Annotated in this window: 13 protein-coding genes; 4 read left to right on the forward strand and 9 right to left on the reverse strand. The window is 69.1% G+C overall.

Going from position 1 to position 21385, the window contains the following annotated elements:
• Window positions 1–35 precede the first annotated feature (35 nt).
• Entirely contained in the window at window positions 36–1040 is a 1005-nt protein-coding gene (locus tag AB5T46_RS08775; protein WP_370563520.1) for a N(4)-(beta-N-acetylglucosaminyl)-L-asparaginase, read from the reverse strand.
• 373 nt (window positions 1041–1413) lie between these two features.
• On the opposite strand from AB5T46_RS08775, the gene AB5T46_RS08780 reads away from it, so the two are divergent.
• Window positions 1414–1776 carry an L-rhamnose mutarotase gene (locus AB5T46_RS08780; RefSeq protein ID WP_370563521.1) on the forward strand — a complete coding sequence of 121 codons (363 nt, stop codon included), beginning with the start codon at window positions 1414–1416 and terminating at the stop codon, window positions 1774–1776.
• 49 nt (window positions 1777–1825) lie between these two features.
• On the opposite strand, the gene AB5T46_RS08785 is transcribed toward AB5T46_RS08780, so the two are convergent.
• The 7 genes from AB5T46_RS08785 to AB5T46_RS08815 all read right to left on the reverse strand — a co-directional run bounded on the left by AB5T46_RS08785 (window position 1826) and on the right by AB5T46_RS08815 (window position 14487).
• Complete coding sequence (locus AB5T46_RS08785; protein WP_370563522.1) at window positions 1826–2875, reverse strand: SMP-30/gluconolactonase/LRE family protein; 1050 nt, start codon at window positions 2873–2875, stop codon at window positions 1826–1828.
• Between the two features lie 183 nt (window positions 2876–3058).
• Window positions 3059–4255, reverse strand: a complete 1197-nt coding sequence (locus AB5T46_RS08790; protein ID WP_370563729.1) for an endo-1,4-beta-xylanase — start codon at window positions 4253–4255, stop codon at window positions 3059–3061.
• A 59-nt stretch (window positions 4256–4314) separates the two neighbouring features.
• Entirely contained in the window at window positions 4315–7041 is a 2727-nt protein-coding gene (galB, locus tag AB5T46_RS08795; RefSeq protein ID WP_370563523.1) for a beta-galactosidase GalB, read from the reverse strand.
• A 152-nt stretch (window positions 7042–7193) separates the two neighbouring features.
• A complete protein-coding gene (uxaC, locus tag AB5T46_RS08800) occupies window positions 7194–8618 on the reverse strand; it encodes a glucuronate isomerase (protein WP_370563524.1) in 1425 nt (474 codons plus the stop codon).
• A 238-nt stretch (window positions 8619–8856) separates the two neighbouring features.
• Complete coding sequence (locus AB5T46_RS08805) at window positions 8857–11736, reverse strand: glycosyl hydrolase 115 family protein (RefSeq protein ID WP_370563525.1); 2880 nt, start codon at window positions 11734–11736, stop codon at window positions 8857–8859.
• Window positions 11737–11795: 59 nt separating this feature from the next.
• Window positions 11796–12923 carry an endo-1,4-beta-xylanase gene (locus AB5T46_RS08810; RefSeq protein WP_370563526.1) on the reverse strand — a complete coding sequence of 376 codons (1128 nt, stop codon included), beginning with the start codon at window positions 12921–12923 and terminating at the stop codon, window positions 11796–11798.
• A 259-nt stretch (window positions 12924–13182) separates the two neighbouring features.
• On the reverse strand, window positions 13183–14487 hold the full coding sequence (locus tag AB5T46_RS08815; RefSeq protein WP_370563527.1) for an MFS transporter: 1305 nt from the start codon (window positions 14485–14487) through the stop codon (window positions 13183–13185).
• Window positions 14488–14933: 446 nt separating this feature from the next.
• Here AB5T46_RS08815 and AB5T46_RS08820 point away from each other — a divergent pair, with 446 nt between their 5' ends.
• The 3 genes from AB5T46_RS08820 to AB5T46_RS08830 all read left to right on the forward strand — a co-directional run bounded on the left by AB5T46_RS08820 (window position 14934) and on the right by AB5T46_RS08830 (window position 20697).
• Window positions 14934–17936 carry a TonB-dependent receptor gene (locus AB5T46_RS08820; protein WP_370563528.1) on the forward strand — a complete coding sequence of 1001 codons (3003 nt, stop codon included), beginning with the start codon at window positions 14934–14936 and terminating at the stop codon, window positions 17934–17936.
• 227 nt (window positions 17937–18163) lie between these two features.
• Window positions 18164–19648 carry an MFS transporter gene (locus tag AB5T46_RS08825; protein ID WP_370563529.1) on the forward strand — a complete coding sequence of 495 codons (1485 nt, stop codon included), beginning with the start codon at window positions 18164–18166 and terminating at the stop codon, window positions 19646–19648.
• A gap of 32 nt (window positions 19649–19680) precedes the next feature.
• Window positions 19681–20697, forward strand: coding sequence for a glycoside hydrolase family 43 protein (locus AB5T46_RS08830; protein ID WP_370563530.1), 1017 nt, complete (start codon window positions 19681–19683; stop codon window positions 20695–20697).
• 109 nt (window positions 20698–20806) lie between these two features.
• On the opposite strand, the gene AB5T46_RS08835 is transcribed toward AB5T46_RS08830, so the two are convergent.
• Window positions 20807–21220 carry a VOC family protein gene (locus AB5T46_RS08835; protein WP_370563531.1) on the reverse strand — a complete coding sequence of 138 codons (414 nt, stop codon included), beginning with the start codon at window positions 21218–21220 and terminating at the stop codon, window positions 20807–20809.
• Between the last annotated feature and the right edge of the window lie 165 nt (window positions 21221–21385).

Here is a 21385-nt window from a genome sequence, read left to right on the forward strand (position 1 = left end):
ACGGATGCGAAGCAGGTGCGGAACGGTATACGGGATCACGCCTGCTTGGAGGCATAGACCGACCGCGCATCCAGCAGCGCGTCTTGTTTCCCGGCATCGCACACTGCGTAGACGAAGCCCGGGTGCAGCGCGAACGCGCCGACCTCGCCCGCCTTGTTCATCGCCAGGAAGCACACCTGCAGGGTCTTGCTCGCTTCCGGGCGCCTGCGCACCATGCGCTCGATCGCCTCGCGGCACGCATCCATCGGCGAGCGACCCTGGCGCATCAGCTCGACCACCAGGAAGCTGGCCGCATTGCGGATCATTTCCTCGCCCACGCCGGAGGCGGTCGCGGCGCCGACATCGTTGTCGACGTACAGCCCGGCGCCGACGATCGGGCTGTCGCCGACCCGGCCGTGCAGCTTCCAGGCCATGCCGCTGGTGGTGCAGGCGCCGGCGAGACGGCCGTCGCCGTCGAGCGCCAGAATGCCCAGCGTGTCGTGGTTGTCGCGGTTGCCGGGCGGCTTCGCGCGCTCGGCGTTGATCTGCGGCTGATATTCCGCGGTCTTCAGCCATTCGCGCCAGGCCTGTTCCGCTTCGGGCGTCAGCAGGGTTTCTTTCTCGAACCCCTGCTCCACCGCGAACTGCTGCGCGCCCTCGCCGACCAGCAGCACGTGCGGCGTCTTCTCCATCACCGCCCGCGCGACCGAAACCGGATGCGCGATGTCCTCCAGCGCTGCCACCGCGCCGCAGCGGCCGTCGCCGTCCATGATGCTGGCGTCGAGCGTCAGCACGCCGTCGCGGTCGGGATAGCCGCAGCGGCCGACGGTGCTGTTGCACAGCGTTCCCTCGGCCCAGCGCGCGCCGGCTTCCACCGCATCCAGCGCGCCGCCGCCGCGCGCCAGCACCGGCCACGCCGCCTGGTTGGCGCCGACGCCGAAGTCCCAGGTCGAGACCACGCGCATGCGCGGCGACGCGGTCGCGGCGCCGGCACCATGCGGCAGTACCAGGGCGCCGCCGGCGAGCAGGGTCGAATGCAGAAAACGACGGCGCGTGGTCATGCGGATCTCCGTGGACATGCAAACTGGCGGGTGCACCTGCAATCGCGAACGATGGGCTTGCTCAAGTCATCCCACGATACCGCTTTTGCTCGTCATTCCCGCGGGGGTGGACAAGCGCGAAGCGCGCAGACTGGCCAAGGGTCGGTCCCAAGGGCGAGATCCTCGACAAGGCGATCGTGTGTCGGTTCGGTGGTGTCGCCCGAGCGCAGCGAGGATCCGCTTTCAGGCGGAGTACGCGCAGCAGATCCCTCGCTGCGCTCGGGATGACGAGTCATGAGGCGGGACGGCAGTGGGCCATGGGCGGTCCGGGTTTCCCTGGTGCGAGCTCTACGCTAGCATCGGCCCAATCGCTGGACCACTTCGCAGGCACGACATGCGCCATTGCCTTGTGCTCGACCTGCACGACGATCCCGATCTCATCGCGCAGTACGAGGCCCATCACCGCGACGTCTGGCCGGAAGTGCTGGCGCACCTGCGCGCGCACGGCGTGCGCGAGCTGGAGATCTTCCGTCTCGGCACCCGCCTGGTGATGGTGATGGACACCGACGATGCCGTGTTCGACGCCGAAGCGATGGCCGATGCCGAGCGCGGGCACCCGCGCCTGCGGGAATGGGAGGCGCTGATGTGGCGCTTCCAGAAGCCGACGCCATGGACGCCCGCCGGGCGGAAGTGGACGCCGATGACGCCGATCTTCCGCCTCACGGATGCGGCGCCTGGCGCGCAGCCGGAACGTTGAATTCCTCCGGGCCCGTTCGCGCGGACGCCTCTTCCTACGGGGGGGCTGGCTATCGCGGGAAGTTCAAGCCGCCCGCCTGTACGCGCACCCGCGCAATGAAGTCGTTCGACGTCATATAGAGCGTCCGGCCATCGTCCCCGAACGCGCAGTTGGCCACGGCCGTCCCGGTCTCGATGCGGCCCAGGCGCCTGCCATCGGGCGCGAGGACGAGCACGCCGCCGGGGCCGGTGGCGAACAATGTGCCGTCGGCGGCCACGGCCATGCCGTCCGGCAGGCCCGGGCTGTCGTCGCCGACGAGGTCCGAGGCGTCGGCGAACACGCGCCCGTCCTGCACCGTGCCCTCGGCGTCGAGGGTGTAGGCCATCCAGAGCGGGCGGTCCGGGTCCGAGTTGGACACGTACAGGGTGCGCTCGTCGGGCGAGAGGGCGATGCCGTTGGGGAAGGTGAGGCCGTCGTCCAGCAGGTGGACGGTGCCGTCGGGGTCGAGGCGGTAGACGCCGTTGAAGTCCAGTTCCTTGGCCGGGGAGTCGTCCAGGTCCTTCAGGCCGTAGGGCGGGTCGGTGAAGAAGACGGTGCCGTCGCTGCGGCGGACGAGGTCGTTGGGGCTGTTGAAGCGTTTGTCTTCGAAGTGCGTGGCGAGCGGGGTCTTCTGCTTTGTCGCCGGGTCGAGGCGGGCGACGAGACGGCTGCCTGAGTCCGCCAGCAGCACGGTGCCGGCGGGTTCGGGGTGAAGGCCGTTGGCGCCAGCCTCGCGCAACGTGTCGTCGGGCGGGCCGCCGTAGCCGGAGGGGTCGAGGAAGACCGAGAGGCCGTCGGCTTCCGACCAGCGGTACAGCTTGTTCTCGGGGACGTCGGTGAAGAGCAGGTAGCCGCTGTCGCGATCGCCATCGGGAATCCAGGCGGGGCCTTCGGCCCAGGTGAAGCCTTCTGCCAGGCGTTCGATGCGGGCGTCGGGGGCGACGATGTCGTGGAATGACGGATCGAATGCGGTGAGGCGGCCGATGGAGGAGTAGGCCGGCGCCGGATCGGTGGGGACCGTGCAGGAGGCGAGCAGGGCGGTCAAGGGGAGGATGAGGCGAGGTTTGAAAAAGGGACGCATCTCGGACTTCCTTGGGGTGCGGGTGGACGTAGTGTGTGGGAGTAGAGCACGCGCCTGCGGCGCGTCCCCCATCCGCCTTCGGCACCTTCCCCCGCAGGCGGAGGAAGGGAAAATCAAGAGCATTTCCCTCGACTCCTTCTTCCTTCTCGCCTCCCTCGACTTCCGCCTTGTGTGTCTCGCGAGCTAGCGCTCGGCGGGCACGGCGAGGACGGCATCGAGCGCGCGCTTAGGTTGGCGCTCGCGGTCGAAGAGGAGCGGATGGTTGGTGCGGTGCTCGATCGGGTAGTCGTTCTTCCAGCTCATGCCGTCGTGCACGCCCCACAGGGTGACGCGGTGGATCGCGTCGCGCCTGTCGTGGAAGATGCGGAACAGTTCGGCGTAGCGGTCGGCCAGCCGCTGCTGCACGTCGGCCGGCAGGCCGTCGGCGTAGGGGTCGAGGAAGCGCTTGAACTCGGGCAGCTGGAACTGCGGGTGCAGCAGGCCGGTGCCGATGATCTGGCCTTCCTTGGTCAGCGGCAGCACGTCGACGTCGAGCTCGGTGATCATCACCTTCAGGCCGAGCGCGGCGTAGGCGTCGACGGCGGCCTCGATGTGTTCGGCGCTCGGGTAGTCGAGGCCCCAGTGGCCCTGGATGCCGATGCCGTCGATGCGGATGCCGGCGTCCTGCAGCATGCGCACCATGCGCACGATGCCGTCGCGCTTGGCCGGGCGCCAGGCATTGAAGTCGTTGTAGTAGAGCTCGGCGTCCGGGGCATGGCGCGCGGCGGCTTCGAACGCGGCGCGCACCACGGCGTCGCCGTCGCCGACGGCGCGCGTCCAGATCGTGTCGCGGTATTCGCCGTCCTCGCCGATGATCTCGTTCACCACGTCCCAGGCGTCCACGCGGCCGGCATAGCGCCCAGCGACGGTTTCGATATAGGCGCGCATGCGCGCGAGCTGCGCCTCCGGGGTGTTGGGACGGCCGGCGTCGTCCCGGAAGAACCATTCCGGGGTCTGGTTGTGCCAGACCAGGGTATGTCCGACGACGAACATGTCGTGCTGCTCGCCGAAGGCGACGAAGGCATCGGCGGCGTCGAAGTCCCAGACCTCCGGTTTCGGATGCAGCACTTCCGCTTTCATCACGTTCTCGGCGGTGATCGCGTTGAAATGTCGCGGCACCAGCGCCTGCGACCTGGCGTCGCGGCCGGCGACGATGTCGTCGTTGACCGCGGTGCCGACGAGAAAGGCATCGCGGTAGGCGTCCTTCAGGGCGTCGGCGGCACCGGCGCGCAGTGGCAGCGCCGCAGAAAGGACGAGCAGCGCCGTCGCGCAGGCGTGATGCAGCGCACCGGCCTTGGTCGGGTATGCGATCACCGGGCCTGTTGCGGTCGATCGCGTCATCGTCGGACCCGCCGCTTCCGGGTTGGCGGCCGTCGCGTGTGCCGTTGCCAGGGGTGCCGTCATCGCTCGTCTCCTTCCGCGTCCAGTCCGATCCGCGCGCTCGCGCTTTGCAGGCCGTCCGCCTCGGCGTGGACCACGACCGTGCCGGTGCGCCCCGGCACGGCGCGCACGATAGCCAGCGCCTTGCCGCTGAATGCCGCGCGTTCGTGCGACGGGAATGGCGTCATGTCGGTCGGATCGCCGTTGTCGGTGGCGACCAGTTCGCCCGGACCTTCGACGCGGAAGCGGATGCGGTCGTCCGCGGTGGGAGCGGGGCGGCCTTCGGCGTCCAGCACGCGCACGGTGACGAAGGACAGGTCGCGGCCGTCGTTGCGAATGGCGGCGCGGTCCGGCATTGCCTCCAGGGCTTCGGCATCGCCCGCGGTATGCACCGTCGCCTCGGCCCAGGGTCGGCCGTCCCGGTAGACCTGCACGCGCAGCTCGCCGGGCTGGTAGACCACGTCGTCCCAGCGCAGCCGGTACTCGAACGGCGCTTTCTTCTTGCGTCCCTGCGAGACGCCGTTGACGAACAGCTCGGCCTCGTCGCCGGAGGTGAACACGTGTACCGGCGTCACCTCGCCTTCGCGGCCCGGCCAGGTCCAGTGCGGCAGGACGTGCGCCATCGGCAGGTCCGGGCGCCAGCGCGACTGGTACAGGTAGAACCGGTCCTTGGGGAAGCCGGCCAGGTCGATGATGCCGGAGTAGGAACTGCGCGAGTCGTAGTAGGGCGTCGGTTCGCCGAGGTAGTCGAAGCCGGTCCAGACGAACTCGCCGGCCACGTACGGGTGCCGGTCGAGCGAGGCGAACACCTTGTCCGCGGTCGATCCGAAATCGACGGCGTGCAGTTCGTAGGCGCTGACCTGACGGATGCGCGAGTCGCCGCCGCGGCCGTCGCGCACCGGCGCGCTGACCTGCTTCGAGACCGGGAACAGGTAGACCCCGCGGCTGCTGAGCGCGGAGGCGGTCTCGCTGCCCATGGTTGCCTTGTCGGGGAACGCGGCGTGGAAGGCGTCGTACTGCGGCGGCGTGCGGATGCGGTCGGTGCCTTCGAACTCCGGATCCTGGCGGATGCCCTCGCCCTGGTAGTTGAGGTTGATCACGTCGAAGGCGGCGGGGAAGGGCATGTCCGGCTTGGCCCAGTTCATCGAGGCGGTGGTGGGCCGGGTCGGATCCTCCTCGCGCACGATCCGGTGCAGGCGCCGGCCGATGGCCGCGCCTTCCTCGTTGGTGTACTGCTCGCCGACCTCGTTGCCGACGCTCCACAGGATCACGGAAGGATGATTGCGATCGCGCCGCAGCATCGCGCGCAGGTCGGGCTCGTGCCAGTCGGGGAAGACCAGGTGGAAGTCGAGCGGCGTCTTCTTCCGCTCCCAGACGTCGAAGATCTCGTCGACGACCAGGAAGCCCATGCGGTCGGTGAGCTCCAGCAGCTGCGGGTCCGGCGGGTTGTGGGCCATGCGGATGGCGTTGGCGCCCATCTCGCGCAGGATCTCCAGCTGGCGCTCGGCCGCGCGGCGGTTGAACGCGGCGCCCAGGGCGCCGAGGTCGTGGTGGTTGTTGACGCCCTTGAGCGGGATGCGCTCGCCGTTGACGATCACGCCTTCGTCCGGGTCGAAGCGCAATGCGCGGATGCCGAAGCGGGTCTCGTAGCGGTCGACGATGCGGCCGTCGCGGCGGACGGTGGTGACCGCGGCGTAGCGGTGCGGGGCCTGCGTGGGCGGCGGTCCCCACAGCCGCGGTTCGGCGAGCACGACGCTGCCGTCGGCGGTGGCGCTGGCGCCGGCCGCCACCTGCAGTTCGGCCGGGGCGATCTGCGCGACCGCCTGGCCGGCGGGTTTTCCGTCCGCTTCGAGCGCGTGGATCGCGGACGCCACCGTGACCCGCGCATCGCGGTCGCCGTCGTTGTCGACGACGACCTGCAGGCGGATCGTCGCGGCGTCCTCCGACACCTCCGGCGTGGTCACGAAGCTGCCCCAGTGCGCGACGTGCACCGGGACGGTGGTGGTCAGCCAGACGTTGCGGTACAGCCCGCCGCCGGGATACCAGCGCGCGGAATCGGGCGGGTTGTCGAGGCGGATGGCGAGCTGGTTGCTGCCGCCGAATTCGACATGCGGCGTCAGGTCGACGCGCCAGGCGTTGTAGCCGTAGGGCCAGCCGCCGACCAGCTTGCCGTTGAGCCAGACCGTGGCGTAGGACATCGCGCCGTCGAGGTCGAGGAAGATCGAGCGGCCGGCGTCGGCGGCCGGGATGTCGAGGGTGCGGCGGTACCAGCCGACGCCCCAGCTCGGCAGCCGGCCCATGCCGCCGTAGGGGCCCTCTTCGATGAACGGTCCGGCGACGGCCCAGTCGTGCGGCACCGTGACCGCCTGCCAGCCGCTGTCGTCGAAGCCGGCCTGCACGAACGGATGGTCGCCGCCTGGATGTCCGGGCGGGCGCGTGTGGCGTTGCGCCGGGTCGCGGATGAAGGCGTTGCCGGTGGGCAGGATCCACGGCTTGAGTACCCGGCGCGCGTCCGCGTCGATCGTCGCAGCCGCTTCGGGCCGCGTGTCGGCGTCCTGGCCGTCGGTGCTGCGGTCGATCTCGGGCCGCACGTCGTAGTCGAGCGCAGCGTCGACGCCCTCGGGATCACCGGCGTGGAAGCGCCAGCCGGTGTCGAGCAGGATGCGCTCGCGCGGGGACACGCCTGCGTCGCTCGCGAACGCCGGCCCCGCGACGATAACGCACGCCGCCAACACGAAGCGCGCCACCCCCCGTAGGAGCGGCCCATGGCCGCGAAACACGCGTCCCTGAAGGCGCGCCGTGGCCGATCCCGGGTCATGCCATCGCGGCCATGCGTCGTTCCCGCAGGTGCGCGGGCTTCGCGGCCATGGGCCGCTCCTACGGGGGGCGGTGTCGCTGCTCACAGGTTGTAGGCCTCCTTCGGCAGGCGATAGGCGAGGTCCACCGCCACTTCGACGGCGGCGTCCTCGTCGAGCCGGTGCTCGGCGACCAGCTTCGCCAGGAAAGCGCAGTCGACGCGGCGCGCGACATCGTGGCGCGCCGGGATCGACAGGAAGGCGCGGGTGTCGTCGTTGAAGCCGACGGTGTTGTAGAAGCCGGCGCTGCTGAGCGTCTGTTCGCGGAAGCGCCACATGCCTTCCGGTGCGTCGTGGAACCACCACGCCGGGCCCAGGAACAGGCACGGATAGTGGCCGGCCAGCGGCGCGAGCTCGCGTGCGTAGGTGCTTTCGTCCAGGGTGAACAGGATCAGCCTGAAGCCCGGCGCGTTGCCGAAGCGGTCCAGCAGCGGCTTGAGCGCATGCACGTAGTCGGTATGCAGCGGGATGTCGGCGCCCTTGTCGCGGCCGAAGCGCTCGAACAGGCCGTGGTTGTGGTTGCGGAAGCAGCCGGGATGGATCTGCATCACCAGGCCGTCGTCCAGGCTCATCGCCGCCATCTCGGTCAGCATCTGGCCGCGGAAGGCCTCGGCGTCGGCGGCGCTGAAGCGGCCGCGCACGATACGTTCGAACAGCGCTCGCGCCTCGGCCGGTGGCAGGTCGGCGGTGGCGCAGCTGGGATGGCCATGGTCGCTCGAGGTCGCGCCCATCGAGGCGAAGAAGGCGCGGCGCTGGCGGTGCGCGCGCAGGTAGCCGTCCCAGTCGTGCACATCCTCGCCGGTGAGTTCGCCGAAGTGGTGCAGCGCGTCGGCGAACTGCTCGTGCTCGGGATCGATCACCGAATCGGGCCGGTAGGCGGTGATGACGCGGCCGCTCCAGCCGCTGTCGCGGATCGCGGCGTGGTGCTGCAGTGGGTCGAGCGGTGATTCGGTGGTGGCGATCACCTCGATGTTGAAGCGCTCGAACAGCGCACGCGGGCGGAACTCGGGCGTCTGCAGCGCGATGGTGATCGTGTCGTAGTACTGGTCGGCGGTGGCCGCATCCAGCCGCACGCGCAGGCCGAACACGTCATGGAAGACGTGGTTCAGCCACAGCGACGACGGTGTACCGCGGAACAGGTGGAAGTTGGACGCGAACAGCCGCCAGGCCTCGCGCGGATCGACGTCGGTGCGTGAGCCGTCCGCGCGCGGGATGCCCAGCGCGTCGAGATCGATGCCCTGGCTGTAGAGCATGCGGAACACGTAATGGTCGGGGACCAGCAGCAGCTCGGTGGCGTTCGGGAACGGCGCGTTACCGGCGAACCACGACGGGTCGGTGTGGCCGTGCGGGCTGATGATCGGCAGATGCGCGACCTGCGCGTACAGGCGCCGCGCGATCGCGCGCTGGGTCGGCTCGGGCGGGAACAGCCGGTCTTCGTTGAGGGTCAGGGGACGGGTGTCGGTATTCATGGCCGTGGTGGTCTGGTGTGGGCTGCGGTGTAGCCGGGATTCATGGTTGCGCCATGGGATTGGAGAACCCAGGCGTTTGTTGTCAAAAGCGCCCTCATCCGCCCCTTCGGGGCACCTTCTCCCGCAAGCGGGAGAAGGGATTTCGAGCGCTGCGTCTTCAAAGCTCCTCTCCCGCTTGCGGGAGAGGGGTTGGGGTGAGGGCGGCTCTTGGCCGCGATCATCATCCGCATCGCTCCACTCACCGCCGCACGCTCTCGGGCGGGCCGAGGTAGGACGGACGCGGCTCGCCGCGCACCAGTTCCACCCGCTGGAAGACTACGCCCGGATCGACGCGCCATAGCCTGATCGTCTGCGCGCCGGCCTCGACGCGGTGCCGTGACGTGCCGGTGTACACGCTGTCGGCGACCGCGCGCTGCCAGGCCTGGAAGGCGGGGTGCCCGGGCGTCGGATCGAGTTGCATGGTGACGGTCTGCGGCGCCTCGTCGCCGATCGACACCGCATAGCGCAGCCCGCCGCGATGCTGGTAGTCGAGCGTGGGCGAGAGCACCATGCGCACCTCCACCTCGCCGCCCGCATGCAGGTGCACCGGATACTCCAGCCAGGCGCCGCCGGCACCGGGCGCGGTGGCCGTCGCTGTCGTCGGCACGCTGGTCACGCCCGACAGGGTGCGGCCGAGATTCGGGATCACCTCCCAGGCCAGCCCGTCGGGCGCCGCGGCGCGGGCGTGGTGCTGCGCCTCGATCGCCACGACGCCGTCGCTCTCGACGAAACCGTCGATGCGTCCGCCCCGCGGCGGCACCGACACCGGCACGGCGATATGCACTTCGGTGCGATCGCTGCCGCGCAGGTGCAGGCGGGCGACATGCTTGCCCTCGGGCACCGCGTCCCAGTCCACCTCGATGCGCAGCGGCAGCGCATCGTCGACCTCGGCCTCCGCCGGCACCACCCGCAGCCAGGGCTGATTGCTGCGTGCGGTGAAGGTGAACGGCGCAACGCCGCGGTTGAACACCTCGACCGCACGGGTGCGCGCGCCGAACGGGTCCAGCGGCGGTAGCTTTGCGGTCTCCGCCGGAACCGGCCAGCCGCGCGCGTCGCCCTCCACCGCCACGCCCATGGTGCCGCGCTCGCGCGCGGTCACGGCGGCCAGCGCCGGCAGCGCGTTGCGGTCGGGCTGCTGCCAGTGGGTGTAGCCGATGCGCGGCTGCGACATCATGTGGGTCCACTTGCCGCCGGCGATGTCCTCTTCGTAGACGCGCGCCAGTTCCGCGTCGCGGGCGAACAGGCGTTCGGCCTCGTCGGCCCATGCATTGGCCGAGGCGCGGCCCTGCTGCGCATGCAAACGGTTGCGCGCCACGGCGATGTAGAGATGGTTGAGGTTGGCGCTGGCCAGCACCGGGTACTCGACCAGCTGGTAGTAGGCATCGCGGTACTCGGCCGGCAGCGCGGCGCCGATGTGCCGGGTGCGTTCGGCCAGCGCGTCCCAGTCGGCCAGCACCCGATCGGCTTCGCCGAAATTCACCAGGCTGTACGTGTCCGGCGACAGCAGCTCCGGCTTGCGCCGCGCGTTGTACTGCGTATAGCGGGTCAGGATCCCGCCGATCTCATCCGCATGCTCCGGCCCGAACTGCTCGGCCGCCCAGGCGGCGGGATAGGCGGTCACCGCCTCCACCGGCAAACCGTCGGGATTCCAGGCGTAGTCGAGGAAGAAGCTGATCGGGAATTCCATCGGCTTGATGTCGCCGACGTTGACGATCCACAGCCGGTCCACGCCGTGGGCGTACGCCAGCCGCATCTGCTCCCAGGTGCGCTCGATCTGGACGGTGTTGATCCACTTGTAGTTGCGTGGGCCGCCGACGTAGTCGAAGTGGTAGTAGACGCCGTAGCCGCCGCCGCGGCGTTCGTCCGGCTGCGGCAGGCGGCGGATGTTGCCCCAGTTGTCGTCGGCGAACAGCAGGGTGACGTCGTCGGGCACGTCCATGCCGGTGTCGAAGTAATCCTGCACCTCCTTGTACAGCGCCCAGACCTGCGGCGTTTCCTCGGCCGGCCTGCCGGTGACCTCTGCGATGATCCGCCGCTGGTCGGCGACGATGCGCTCGAGCAGGTCGATGGCGGTGTCCTCGCTCATCGGCTCGTCGCCGTCGCCGCGCATGCCCAGGGTGACCACGCTCTCGTGCTCGCCCATGCGGCCGATGCCCTCGCGCCAGAAGGCCTGCAGCCGGTCGCGGTTGCGCGTGTAGTCCCAGGGGCCGTCGCCATGGCGCTCCCATTCCACGTGCGCGCGCATCATCGGCTCGTGGTGGGAGGTGCCGATGACGACGCCCATCTCGTCGGCCAACTCCGCGTTGCGCGGATCGTCGTCGTGGAAGGCGCGGCCCCACATCGCCGGCCACAGGTAGTTGCCCTTGTGGCGCAGGATCAGCTGGAACACGCGTTCGTAGAAGCGGTGGTTGGGGCCGCCGTAGGTGGCCTTCATCCAGCCGCCGAGCGCGGGATCCTCGTCGTTGATGAAGATGCCGCGGTAGTGCACGGCCGGCGCGTCGACGAAGCGCCCAGGGGCGACGTGGAGCGCCTCGCGCCGCGGCACCGGCACGTCCGCCCACCACGTCCACGGCGAAACGCCGAGGCGCCGCGACAGCTCGTAGATGCCGAAGACGGTGCCGCGCTTGTCGGCGCCGGCGATCAGCAGGGCGCGGTCGATGCCGGGCTCGGGCGCATCGACGACCTCGATCAGATGCGCTTCCCAGCGGCCGGCGACGTGGTGCGTGTCGATGCCGCGCTCGCGCACGATGCGGTCCACGCGCGCGCTGTGGCCCAGCGTGCCGACGATGATCGCGGTGCGCCCGGCAGCGCCTGCGCCGGTCGAGAAGTCCGCCTCGGCGCCCGCCACGGCGGACAGGTCGGCGCGCAGGTCGCGGGCGGCGCGCAGTACGCCGGGGAAATCGTCCGCGCCCGCGAGCACCGTCGCCGGCACACCATCGGCGATCAGGGGCAGGGCGCCATCCACGGCGCGTTCGCAGACGGCGGCCGGCCGGGTGCAGTCCGTGGCCTGGGCCCGCGACGCGCCCGCGACCAACACCAAGGCGAGCGCGACGGCCGCGGCGGCGCGCAGGACCGGCACGGCGGCATCGTGCGGTGGACGCAACGCGACTGCACGGCTGGGCCCGGGCGCCGACGCGCTCATTCCGCGCTGGCCTCCGGTTCCGCGTCGGCCTGAAGCTCGCCTCCGGATGCTGTCGGTGCCGCGGCCTCGCCGCGCACGTAGCGGCGCAGCCATTCCTGCGCCGGCCGCTCGCTGCCGTCCTCGCGCACCAGGTAGGCGCCCTCCTCGTCGCGCCACAGCCCCGGCCGGAAGCCCCACAAAGTGATGCCCTGCACCGCCGGGTGCTCCCAGAACACCGGGAACACGCGCTGGTAATCGCGCAGCTGGGTGTCGTCATCGGGGCCGTCGATGTCGAGCTCGGTGACGTAGACCGGCAGGCCGGTCGCGCCCAGGGCGTCGAGGTTCTCGCGGTGCACCGACATCGGCGTCTCGGTGGTGGTGGCGAAGGCGTGGCCCTGCACGCCGATGGCGTCGATCAGCTGCTCGCGCCGCAGCAGCTCGATGATCTCCAGGTAGCGCCGGGTGGCCTCGGGATCGTTGGTCACGCTGTATTCGTTGATCATCAGGCGGGCGTCGGGGAAATGCGCGCGCGCCATGCGGAACGCCTCGAGGATCCAGCCCCAGCCGCTCTCGCCGGCGCCGCCGAGCGCTTCGACGTAGTTGCCGCCACCCTCGTCGTCCTTCGAAGGAGGATCGTTCAGGGGTTCGTTGACCACCTCGACGAAATCGATGTCCGGATAGCGTGCCGCCACCGCGGCGAACCATGCCTCGATCTCGGCGCGCTGCTCGTCGGGCGGCAGTGCCTCGATCCACTCCGGTTGCTGGTTGCCCCAGACCAGCACATGCATCTGGAAAGGCAATCCGTTGTCCCTGGCGATGCGATAGGCGGCGTCGAGCTCGGCCCAGGCCATCACGTCGCGCTCTGCCTCGACCTCGCCCCACTTGCCGCCGTTCTCCGGCGTCACCTTGTTCCAGTAGCGGACGAAATCCTCGGCCTGTGGCGGGCTGTGCGCGCTGCCGAGGAACTTCGGCTGGCCCGCGGCGAGGCCGCTGCCGCCGCGCCCGGATGCCTGCACTGACGGAGCGGAAGCGTCGTCGGGGGCGGCAACGGTGTTCGCGTCGGGCGCCTCGTGTGGGCCGCAGGCGGCCAGCGCGAGCGGCAGTACGAGCATCGCCGCGAGCAGGCGGGCCGGCTTCTTCTTCATCGTTGCATACCTCGGGAACCTGGGGCTGTGGACCTCTGTCGTTCGTAGGAGCGCGCCATGCGCGCGATGCCGCGCCAGGCAGTCCTTTCCGCTGCGACGAAGCCAGCCCCGTCGCCACGGGCGGTATCAGTGAATAGCCGGCACCTCAAGCCAAAAGATGTTGGTCCATCGTGATGGGCTTGGCTATTGATTGGCACCGCCCGTGGCGACGGGGCTTGTCTCGTCGCCACGGAGAAGGTTGCCTGGCGCGGAATTGCGATCACGTGCCTGTCGTCGGCGCCTCCAGGCGCGCCGGCTCCAGCCGCGGCACCAGCAGGTGCACCACCAGCAGCGCCAGCAGGTAGGCCGAGCCGGCCATCAGGAACAGCGGCAGGTAGCTGCCGGAGGTGTGCAGCAGCCAGCCGGTGAAGGTGGCGATCATCATCCCGCCCACGGCGCCGGCGAATCCGCCGATCCCGACCACCGAGGCCACCGCATGGCGCGGGAACATGTCGGAGGTGAGCGTGAACACGTTGGCTGACCAGCCCTGGTGGCCGGCCGTCGCCAGCCCGATCAGCGCCACCGCCAGCCACAGGTTGTCCGCCTGCGCCGCGAACACGATCGGCACCACGCACAGCGCGCAGGCCAGCATCGCGCCCTTGCGCGCGCGGTTGACGCTCCAGCCGAGCCGGATGAAGCGCCCCGCCAACCAGCCGCCGAGGATGCTGCCGACGTCGGCCATCACGAAGATCGCCACCAGCGGCAGGCCCAGGCCGAGCAGGGTCAGCCCGTACTCGGCGTGCAGGAACTTCGGCAGCCAGAACAGGAAGAACCACCAGACCGGATCGGTCATGAACTTGGCCGCCACGAACGCCCAGGCCTGGCGGTGGCGCAGGATCCGCGCCCACGGCACCTTGACCGACGGTTCCGGCGGATCGCTGCGGATGTGCGCCAGCTCCGCCGCCGTCAGCTTCGGGTGCTGCTCGGGCGTGCGGTAGGTCAGCAGCCAGGTCACCAGCCAGGCCGCGCTGAGCGCGCCGGTGAACAGGAACGCCGCCCGCCAGCCCCAGGCGACCGCGATCAGCGGCACCATCAGCGGCGCGACGATCGCGCCGATGTTGGAGCCGGAGTTGAAGATGCCGGTGGCGAAGGCGCGTTCGCGCCGCGGGAACCATTCGGCGACGGTCTTGATCGCCGCGGGGAAGTTGCCGGCCTCGCCCAGTCCCAGCACGAAGCGCGCCAGCATGAAGCCGGCGACGCTGGCGGCGAACGAGTGGCTGATCGCCGCCAGGCTCCACACGCAGATCGCGATGGCGTAGCCGACCTTGGTGCCGAGCCTGTCGATGATCGCGCCGGCACAGAGCAGGCCGATCGCATAGGCCGCCTGGAACGCGGTGACGATGTAGCCGTACTGGATCTCGTTCCAGCCGATCTCGTCCTGCAGGAACGGCGCAAGCACGCCCAGCACCTGGCGGTCGATGTAGTTGATCGTCGTCGCCGCCAGCAGCAGCGCGCAGATGCGCCAGCGGTACATGCCGATCTTGGCGTCCGGGGCCGACGCTCCCGTGGCCTGTGCGCTGCTCATGTCCGGCCTGCACGCGTGGGCATGGCCGCGGCAGCGTGCCGGACGCGATGCGGATTGTTGCGGTGCAACGCGCCGCGCGGGTGTCGACCGGTTCGCTTCATCGCCGTTGTTTCCCTCGCACAGGGCGGTGTGTGTTTCGCCGTGATGGTAGCGCTATCAGTAGCACAGGCGAAACCGGGCAGGCTACCGCCGCATCGCGAAGTTGAAACGTCGCGGAATACGCTGAAAAACGATGCTGCGGTGCAGCGCGAGCGGCTCGTGAAGAGCGGAGACCGTCATGTTGCTGCGCAGCGTGCGGGGCATAAATGGTAGCGCTACCATCGGCCGCGTTCGTCCACGAGCCGTGTACGCCACTCGCGTCGGGGCCGTCGGGAACCAGCCAATCGGCGAGCGCCGCGACGTAGATCGCGGGGTCGCCAAGCCACCAGAAACGGGAGGGGAGTACGGTGCAAACCAAAACCAAGAAAACGAAGTTGTCGCGTGCGTTGAGTCTGGCGCTGCTGGGCATGGTCAGCGGTCCGCTTCTCGCGCAGGCGCAAGCACCGCAGGACGCGCAGGCGCAGCCACAGGAGGCGCAGACCGCAGACCAGGAGCCGGCACAGGCGCAGCCGCCGGCGACGAGCGCCGACGCCGACCAGGTCACCGAATTCGATTCGGTGGTGGTGACCGGCTTCCGCCGCAGCCTGCAGTTCTCGACCGATGCGAAGCGCGAGGCCACCGGCTTCACCGACTCGATCTTCGCCGAGGACATCGGCAAGTTCCCCGACCTCAACATCGCCGAGTCGTTGAACCGCATTCCCGGCATCCAGATGGACCGCGACGTCAACGGCGAAGGCCTGAACATCGGCATCCGCGGCCTGCCGCAGAGCTTCACCAAGACCCTCATCAACGGCGGCGAGGCCGCCACCGCCTCGATCGGCCTCAACCGCGGCAACCAGAACCGCGAAGTCGACCTGAACCTGTTCCCGACCGAGTTCTTCAACCAGCTGACGGTCTACAAGTCGCCGCAGGCCAGCCTGCCGGAAGGCGGCATCTCCGGCGTGGTCGACATGCGCAGCTCGCGCCCGTTCGACAACCCCGGCCGGCGCCTCAACTACTCGTTCCAGCTCGATCACAACAGCATCGGCGACAAGATCAGTCCGCGCGGTTCGGCGATCTACAGCTGGACCAACGACGAAGGCACCTTCGGCGCCCTGGTCGGCGTGGCCTCGGTACGCAGCAGGATCGCCGTGCGCGGCTGGGAGTCGGTCGCCTGGATGAATCCTTCGCTGAACCCTGTGCAGTGCGGCTTGGTCGATCCAGCTGATGCGGGCGACCCGGAGGACCCGAACAATGCGAATTTCAGCACCCGCCCCGAAGAATGCAACCCCGGCGGCGGCGGCAGCCTGCAGATGCCGAACATCGTGCCCGACAACGCGTCCACGATCGGCGCCGGCCTGACGCCCGGCGAGACCGTCGACGCGGCCTGGCTGCGGGCCAACAATCCCGGGCTGAGCATCGACCAGATCACCGAGGCGCTGCTTCCGCGCCTCGCGCGTCCGGTGGACATGTCCGGCGACCGCGAGCGCGACGCGGTCATGAGTTCGCTGGAATGGCGGCCCAACGAGGACATGCACTTCTACCTGGATGCGCTGTACTCCAAGGCGCAGTACGAGAACGACCGCATCGACATGAACCTGGTGGGCCGCACCTTCGGCCCGGTCGGCTTCCTTCCGACCGACATGCAGCTCGACGAGAACAACGTGGTCACCAGCGCCACCCTGGCCAACGCGCGGTTCTTCCTCGAGGCGCGGCCGTACCGGGACGAGGTGCAATATTGGAACGTCAACCCGGGCGCCACCTTCTGGCTCGGCGAGGACGACCTGATCAAGCTGGACGTGTCGGGCAACTGGAGCCGCAGCTGGTTCTTCCGCGAGTCGCCGACGATCCTGCCGGTCTCACCGGTCACGACGGTCGAGTACCGCAACGACGGCGGCGGGGAGCCGACCTTCACGACCGGCGGCCTCGACCTCAACGACCCCAACGCCGGATGGACCTGGGAGGGCGGCCGCGTCAACCTCAACAACGAGAAGCGCGTGACCGAGGCCGGCCGCCTGCGCGCCGACCTGCAGTTCGGCGAGGAGCGGCGCAACGTCAAGGTCGGCGTCGCCTACGACCGGTTCAGCCGCACCATCACCGCTTTCGACAACAGCGGTGCGTGGGGGGAGCATGTCTTCGACACGATCTCCGATTCCGATCTGGCCAGCTTCCTGCGGCCCGGCCCGCACGGGTTCATCACGGTGGACTTCGATTCGTTCTTCGCGGCGACGAACTACCGCGAGTTCTTCGACAACGCGCCGGAAGTGAACACGTCCCAGTCCGTCGGTGCGGCTTCCGGCGCGGTCGACGAGAAGAACCTGGCGGCCTACATCGAGGTCAACGGCGAGAGCGAGATCTGGAACCGCAACCTGCGCTTCAACGCCGGCGTGCGCTGGGCCTCCACCGACCAGGAGATCAGCAGTCCGGTCACCATCGGCGACGTGCGCGAGTGGCAGTCGCTGACGGGCGACTACGACGAATGGCTGCCGTCGTTCAGCGCCGCGTGGGACGTGGCCGACAGCGTGGTGCTGCGCCTGTCCAGTTCGCGCACGATGACCCGTCCGAACCCCAGGTCGATGCTGCCGGCCACCACCTTCTCCGATCCGTCGGCGGAGATCGCGGACCAGGGCAATCCGAACCTGTCGCCCTACCTGTCCACGAACTTCGACCTCGGCGCCGAGTGGTACACCGGCGGCGAGGGGCTGGTCGCCCTGAGCCTGTTCAACAAGCGCGTCACCGGCTACACCTACCAGGGCATCAACCTCATCCCGTTCCGGGAGCTGGGCATTCCGATCGATTCCCTGGGCGATCAACAGCGGGCGGCGCTGGACGCGAACGGCGGCCTCGACGCGCCGATCAACGTGCGCCAGCAGGTCAATGCCGACGCCACGCTCGACATCCGGGGATGGGAAGCGATCTGGGTACAGCCGCTCGACTTCGTGTTCGAGGGCCTGGGCTTCATGGCCAACTACACCGACATCGATCTCGAGGCCACCGGCCAGGAAGCCGAAGAGCTGTCCGGCAACCTGTTCGGCATCGCCCCCACGATGTGGAACGCGACCGCCTACTGGGAGAACGCCGCCGCCATGGTGCGCCTGTCCTACAGCTGGAGCGACGGCTTCGCCGTGCGCGCCCGCGGCAACAACGAGGGCGGCCTCAACTATGCGCAGCATCGGGTCCTGGAACGCGGCCAGCTGGACCTGTCCGCCGGCTACACGTTCTCGTCGCTGCCGACCAGCCCGCAGATCACGTTGAACGTCATCAACCTTACCAACAAGGAGCAGCGCAGCGTGCTGGAATTCGACAACGTGCCGTACGATACCTACGAGCCGGGCCGTACGATCCTGCTCGGTATCCGGGGCACGTTCTGACGCCATCGCCCGTGATCGACTCCCCGCGGCCCGCTCCTGCATCCGCTTGACTTCCGGGCGGGCCGTCTTTTTCGGGGAGATCGGCGGCACTGCAGCCGATCGGGGAACATAGGCTCTCGCATTCCGCCCGTGGCCGGCCATGCCGGCCGGCGCAGGGGGCGGGTCTCGCCGCACCCGGGCCGGCGGCGCGCAGCCGGGAACGTTCGTACAACAGGCATCCAGAATCCATGAGCAGCAGCGCGGAAAAACTCTCGGTCGTCGAAAAGGTCGGCTACAGCCTGGGCGACCTGGCGGCGAACCTGATCTTCCAGACGCTGGTCACCTTCCTGGCGTTCTTCTATACGGACGTGTACCGGATCCCGGCCGGCACCGCCGCGACGATCATCTTTGCCGTCGGCCTGCTGAGCGCATTCGTGTTCACGCCGGCCATGGGGATCATCGCCGACCGCACCGACACGCGCTGGGGCAAGTTCCGCCCGTGGATCCTGTGGACCTCGATCCCGTTCGGGGTGCTTTCACTGCTGGCGTTCAGCACGCCGGAACTGGGGGAGACGGGCAAGGTCGTCTACGCGCTGGCGACCTATACGCTGCTGGTGCTGGTGTACTCGGCCAACAACCTGCCTTACTCGGCCCTGAGCGGCGTGCTGACCGGCAACATGACCCAGCGCAACAGCCTGTCGGCCTACCGTTTCGTCGCGGTGATGGTGGCGCAGTTCATCATCCAGGTGCTGCTGCTGCCGCTGGTGCTGATCCTGGGCGGCGGCGACAAGGTGCAGGGCTTCCAGAGCGCCATGGCGCTGTTCGCCGCGGTCGGCACGGTGTTCTTCCTGATCACCTTCTTCACCACCCGCGAGCGCATCGTGCCGTCGCCGGAACAGAAATCCAGCATCGCCCAGGATCTCGCGGACCTGGCGAAGAACAGGCCCTGGCTGGTCGTGCTGGCGCTGACCATCCTGGTGTTCACCACGCTGGCGCTCAAGGGCGGCACCTACGTCTACTACTTCCAGTACTACCTCAGCGAGCCGCACCTGGCGCAGTTCCTGCAGGGCATCGGCTTCGACGCCTTCATCGGCGGGCTCAACGCGATGCTGACCGGTGCGGGACTGACCGAATTCCGCTGGCCGGACGATGCGCCCACCTCGGCGTTCAGCCTGTTCAACGCCGGCGGCATCATCTGCATGATCGTGGGCATCGGGTTTTCCAGGCCGCTGGCCGACCGGTTCGGCAAGCGCGATGTCTTCGGCGGCGCGCTGTTCCTCTCCACCCTGTTCCTGCTGGCGTTCTGGCTCTATTCGCCGCGGGCGATTGCCCTGGTGTTCGTCTCCCAGATCCTGCACGGCTTCTTCTACGGGATCACCATTCCCCTGCTTTGGGCCATGATCGCCGACGTGGCGGACTACTCGGAGTGGAAGAACCATCGCCGGGCCACCGCGATCGTCTTCTCGGCGATGCTGTGCGGGCTGAAGATCGGCCTGAGCGTCGGCGGCGCGCTGGTGGCGGGGATCCTCGCCGTCTACGGCTACGACGCCGCCTTGCCGGCGCAGCCGGCGGAGGTCGTCCGCGGCATCCGGCTCGCGGTCAGCGTCTACTGCTCGATCCCCTTCCTGCTGTGCGTCGCGCTGCTGTTCCTGTACGAGATCGACAAGTCCATGGAGTCGCGCATCGAGCGCGAACTGGGCGCGCGCAGGCCGCAGGGCGGGGCGGCCACCTGATCCATCGAAACCCACGTTGAACAAGGATCCCCATGTCCGATGAATCGGCGTCCGTCGATCTGCAGGCGCTGGCCGACAAGGCCATTTCACAACCCCTGGTGAGCCATATCTACGTCGCCGATCCGTCGGCGCACGTGTTCGAGGGCAGGCTCTACGTGTATGCCTCCCACGACGTCGACGCGGGTAACGCCTTCAACGACGACGGCAGTCACTTCGACATGGAGGATTACCACGTGCTGCGCATGGATTCGCCCGAGGGCGCAGCCGTGGACTGCGGCGTCGCGCTGCACGTGAAGGACGTCCCCTGGGCCGAGCGGCAGATGTGGGCGCCGGATGCGGCATGCAGGGACGGCCGGTACTACCTCTACTTTCCCGCCAAGGACGCCGACGGCGTCTTCCGCATCGGCGTGGCCGTGGGCGAGCGCCCCGACGGCCCGTTCACGGCCGAGCCCGAACCCATCGAAGGCGGCTACTCCATCGACCCGGCCGTGTTCGCCGACGACGACGGCGCCCGCTACATGTATTTTGGCGGCATCTGGGGCGGGCAGCTGCAGAACTACCGCGACAACGTCTACGACGCGGCCTTCGACGAGCCGGCCGACGACGAACCCGCCCTGGGACCGCGGGTGGCACGCCTGGACGACGGCATGAAGCGATTCGGCGAGGCGTCGCGCGAAATCCTGATCCTCGACGAAGCCGGCCGGCCGCTGCTGGCGGGCGACCATGAGCGCCGCTACTTCGAGGGGCCGTGGGTGCACAAGCACAAGGGCAGGTATTACCTGTCGTACTCGACGGGCGACACCCATTTCCTGTGCTATGCCATGGGCGACAACCCCTATGGCCCCTTCACCTACCGCGGGAAGGTCATGACCCCGGTGGTCGGCTGGACCACCCACCACTCCATCTGCGAGTTCGAGGGCAGGTCGTACCTTTTCTACCACGACGCCCTGCTCTCCGGCGGGGTGACCCACCTGCGCTCGGTCAAGGTCACGGAACTGCACTACGACGACGAAGGCAGGATCGTGACCATCCATCCCTACGGCGCTTGATCTTCGTTTCCGCCGCAACGTCGCGGGCAGGCCGGAGCAACCCGCCGGGCGTTGGCGTGGACCGGTCGATGACGGCCGTCATTGCACCCTTGCGGCCGGGCGCGACCTGTCAGCCTGCTTCCGGCAGGTGGACGACCTCCCACAGATGGCCGTCCGGATCCTGGAAGTAGCCGGCGTAGCCGCCGTAGAACGTTTTGCCGGCCGGTTTGACGATCACGGCGCCCGCGCGCGCCGCCTGCGCCATCGCCGCGTCCACTTCCGCGTCCGATGCCACGTTGTGGCCGATGGTGAAGTTGCCGGGCCGGTGCTGGTGCAGCGGCAGTCCGGTGTCACGGGCGATGCTCGCGTGCGGCCACAGCGCCAGTCTCAGGCCCTCCTGCAGATTGAAGAACACGACCGCACCGTACTCGAACTCCTGGCCGATGATGCCTTCGGTCTCGAACCCGAGGCCATCGCGGTAGAAGGCAAGGGAACGCTCCAGGCTGGAGACGCCGAGCGTGAGGACGGTGATGCTGGGTTTCATGCGGATTCTCCGTTCGGGCTGGAAAACGCGGATGCCGGGAAGCGACGGCACACCGCCGCTCGAGTGGCCGCGCGGCGCGCTCCGGCGGCGATGCGCCGCGGATCATGCGCCGCGAGGCGGTAACGCACCGTCAATGCGAGGTGACGGACGCGCATCACGTCGCGA

The organism is Luteimonas salinilitoris (assembly GCF_041300785.1).
Taxonomy (GTDB): Bacteria; Pseudomonadota; Gammaproteobacteria; order Xanthomonadales; family Xanthomonadaceae; genus Luteimonas; species Luteimonas salinilitoris.

Coding starts and splice junctions, on each gene's coding strand:
- AB5T46_RS08835 (WP_370563531.1), bottom strand. CDS start 21,220: ATGAAACCCAGCATCACCGTCCTCACGCTCGGCGTCTCCAGCCTGGAG.
- AB5T46_RS08825 (WP_370563529.1), top strand. CDS start 18,164: ATGAGCAGCAGCGCGGAAAAACTCTCGGTCGTCGAAAAGGTCGGCTAC.
- AB5T46_RS08780 (WP_370563521.1), top strand. CDS start 1,414: ATGCGCCATTGCCTTGTGCTCGACCTGCACGACGATCCCGATCTCATC.
- AB5T46_RS08785 (WP_370563522.1), bottom strand. CDS start 2,875: ATGCGTCCCTTTTTCAAACCTCGCCTCATCCTCCCCTTGACCGCCCTG.
- AB5T46_RS08775 (WP_370563520.1), bottom strand. CDS start 1,040: ATGACCACGCGCCGTCGTTTTCTGCATTCGACCCTGCTCGCCGGCGGC.
- AB5T46_RS08790 (WP_370563729.1), bottom strand. CDS start 4,255: ATGACGCGATCGACCGCAACAGGCCCGGTGATCGCATACCCGACCAAG.
- AB5T46_RS08815 (WP_370563527.1), bottom strand. CDS start 14,487: ATGAGCAGCGCACAGGCCACGGGAGCGTCGGCCCCGGACGCCAAGATC.
- AB5T46_RS08830 (WP_370563530.1), top strand. CDS start 19,681: ATGTCCGATGAATCGGCGTCCGTCGATCTGCAGGCGCTGGCCGACAAG.
- AB5T46_RS08810 (WP_370563526.1), bottom strand. CDS start 12,923: ATGAAGAAGAAGCCGGCCCGCCTGCTCGCGGCGATGCTCGTACTGCCG.
- uxaC (WP_370563524.1), bottom strand. CDS start 8,618: ATGAATACCGACACCCGTCCCCTGACCCTCAACGAAGACCGGCTGTTC.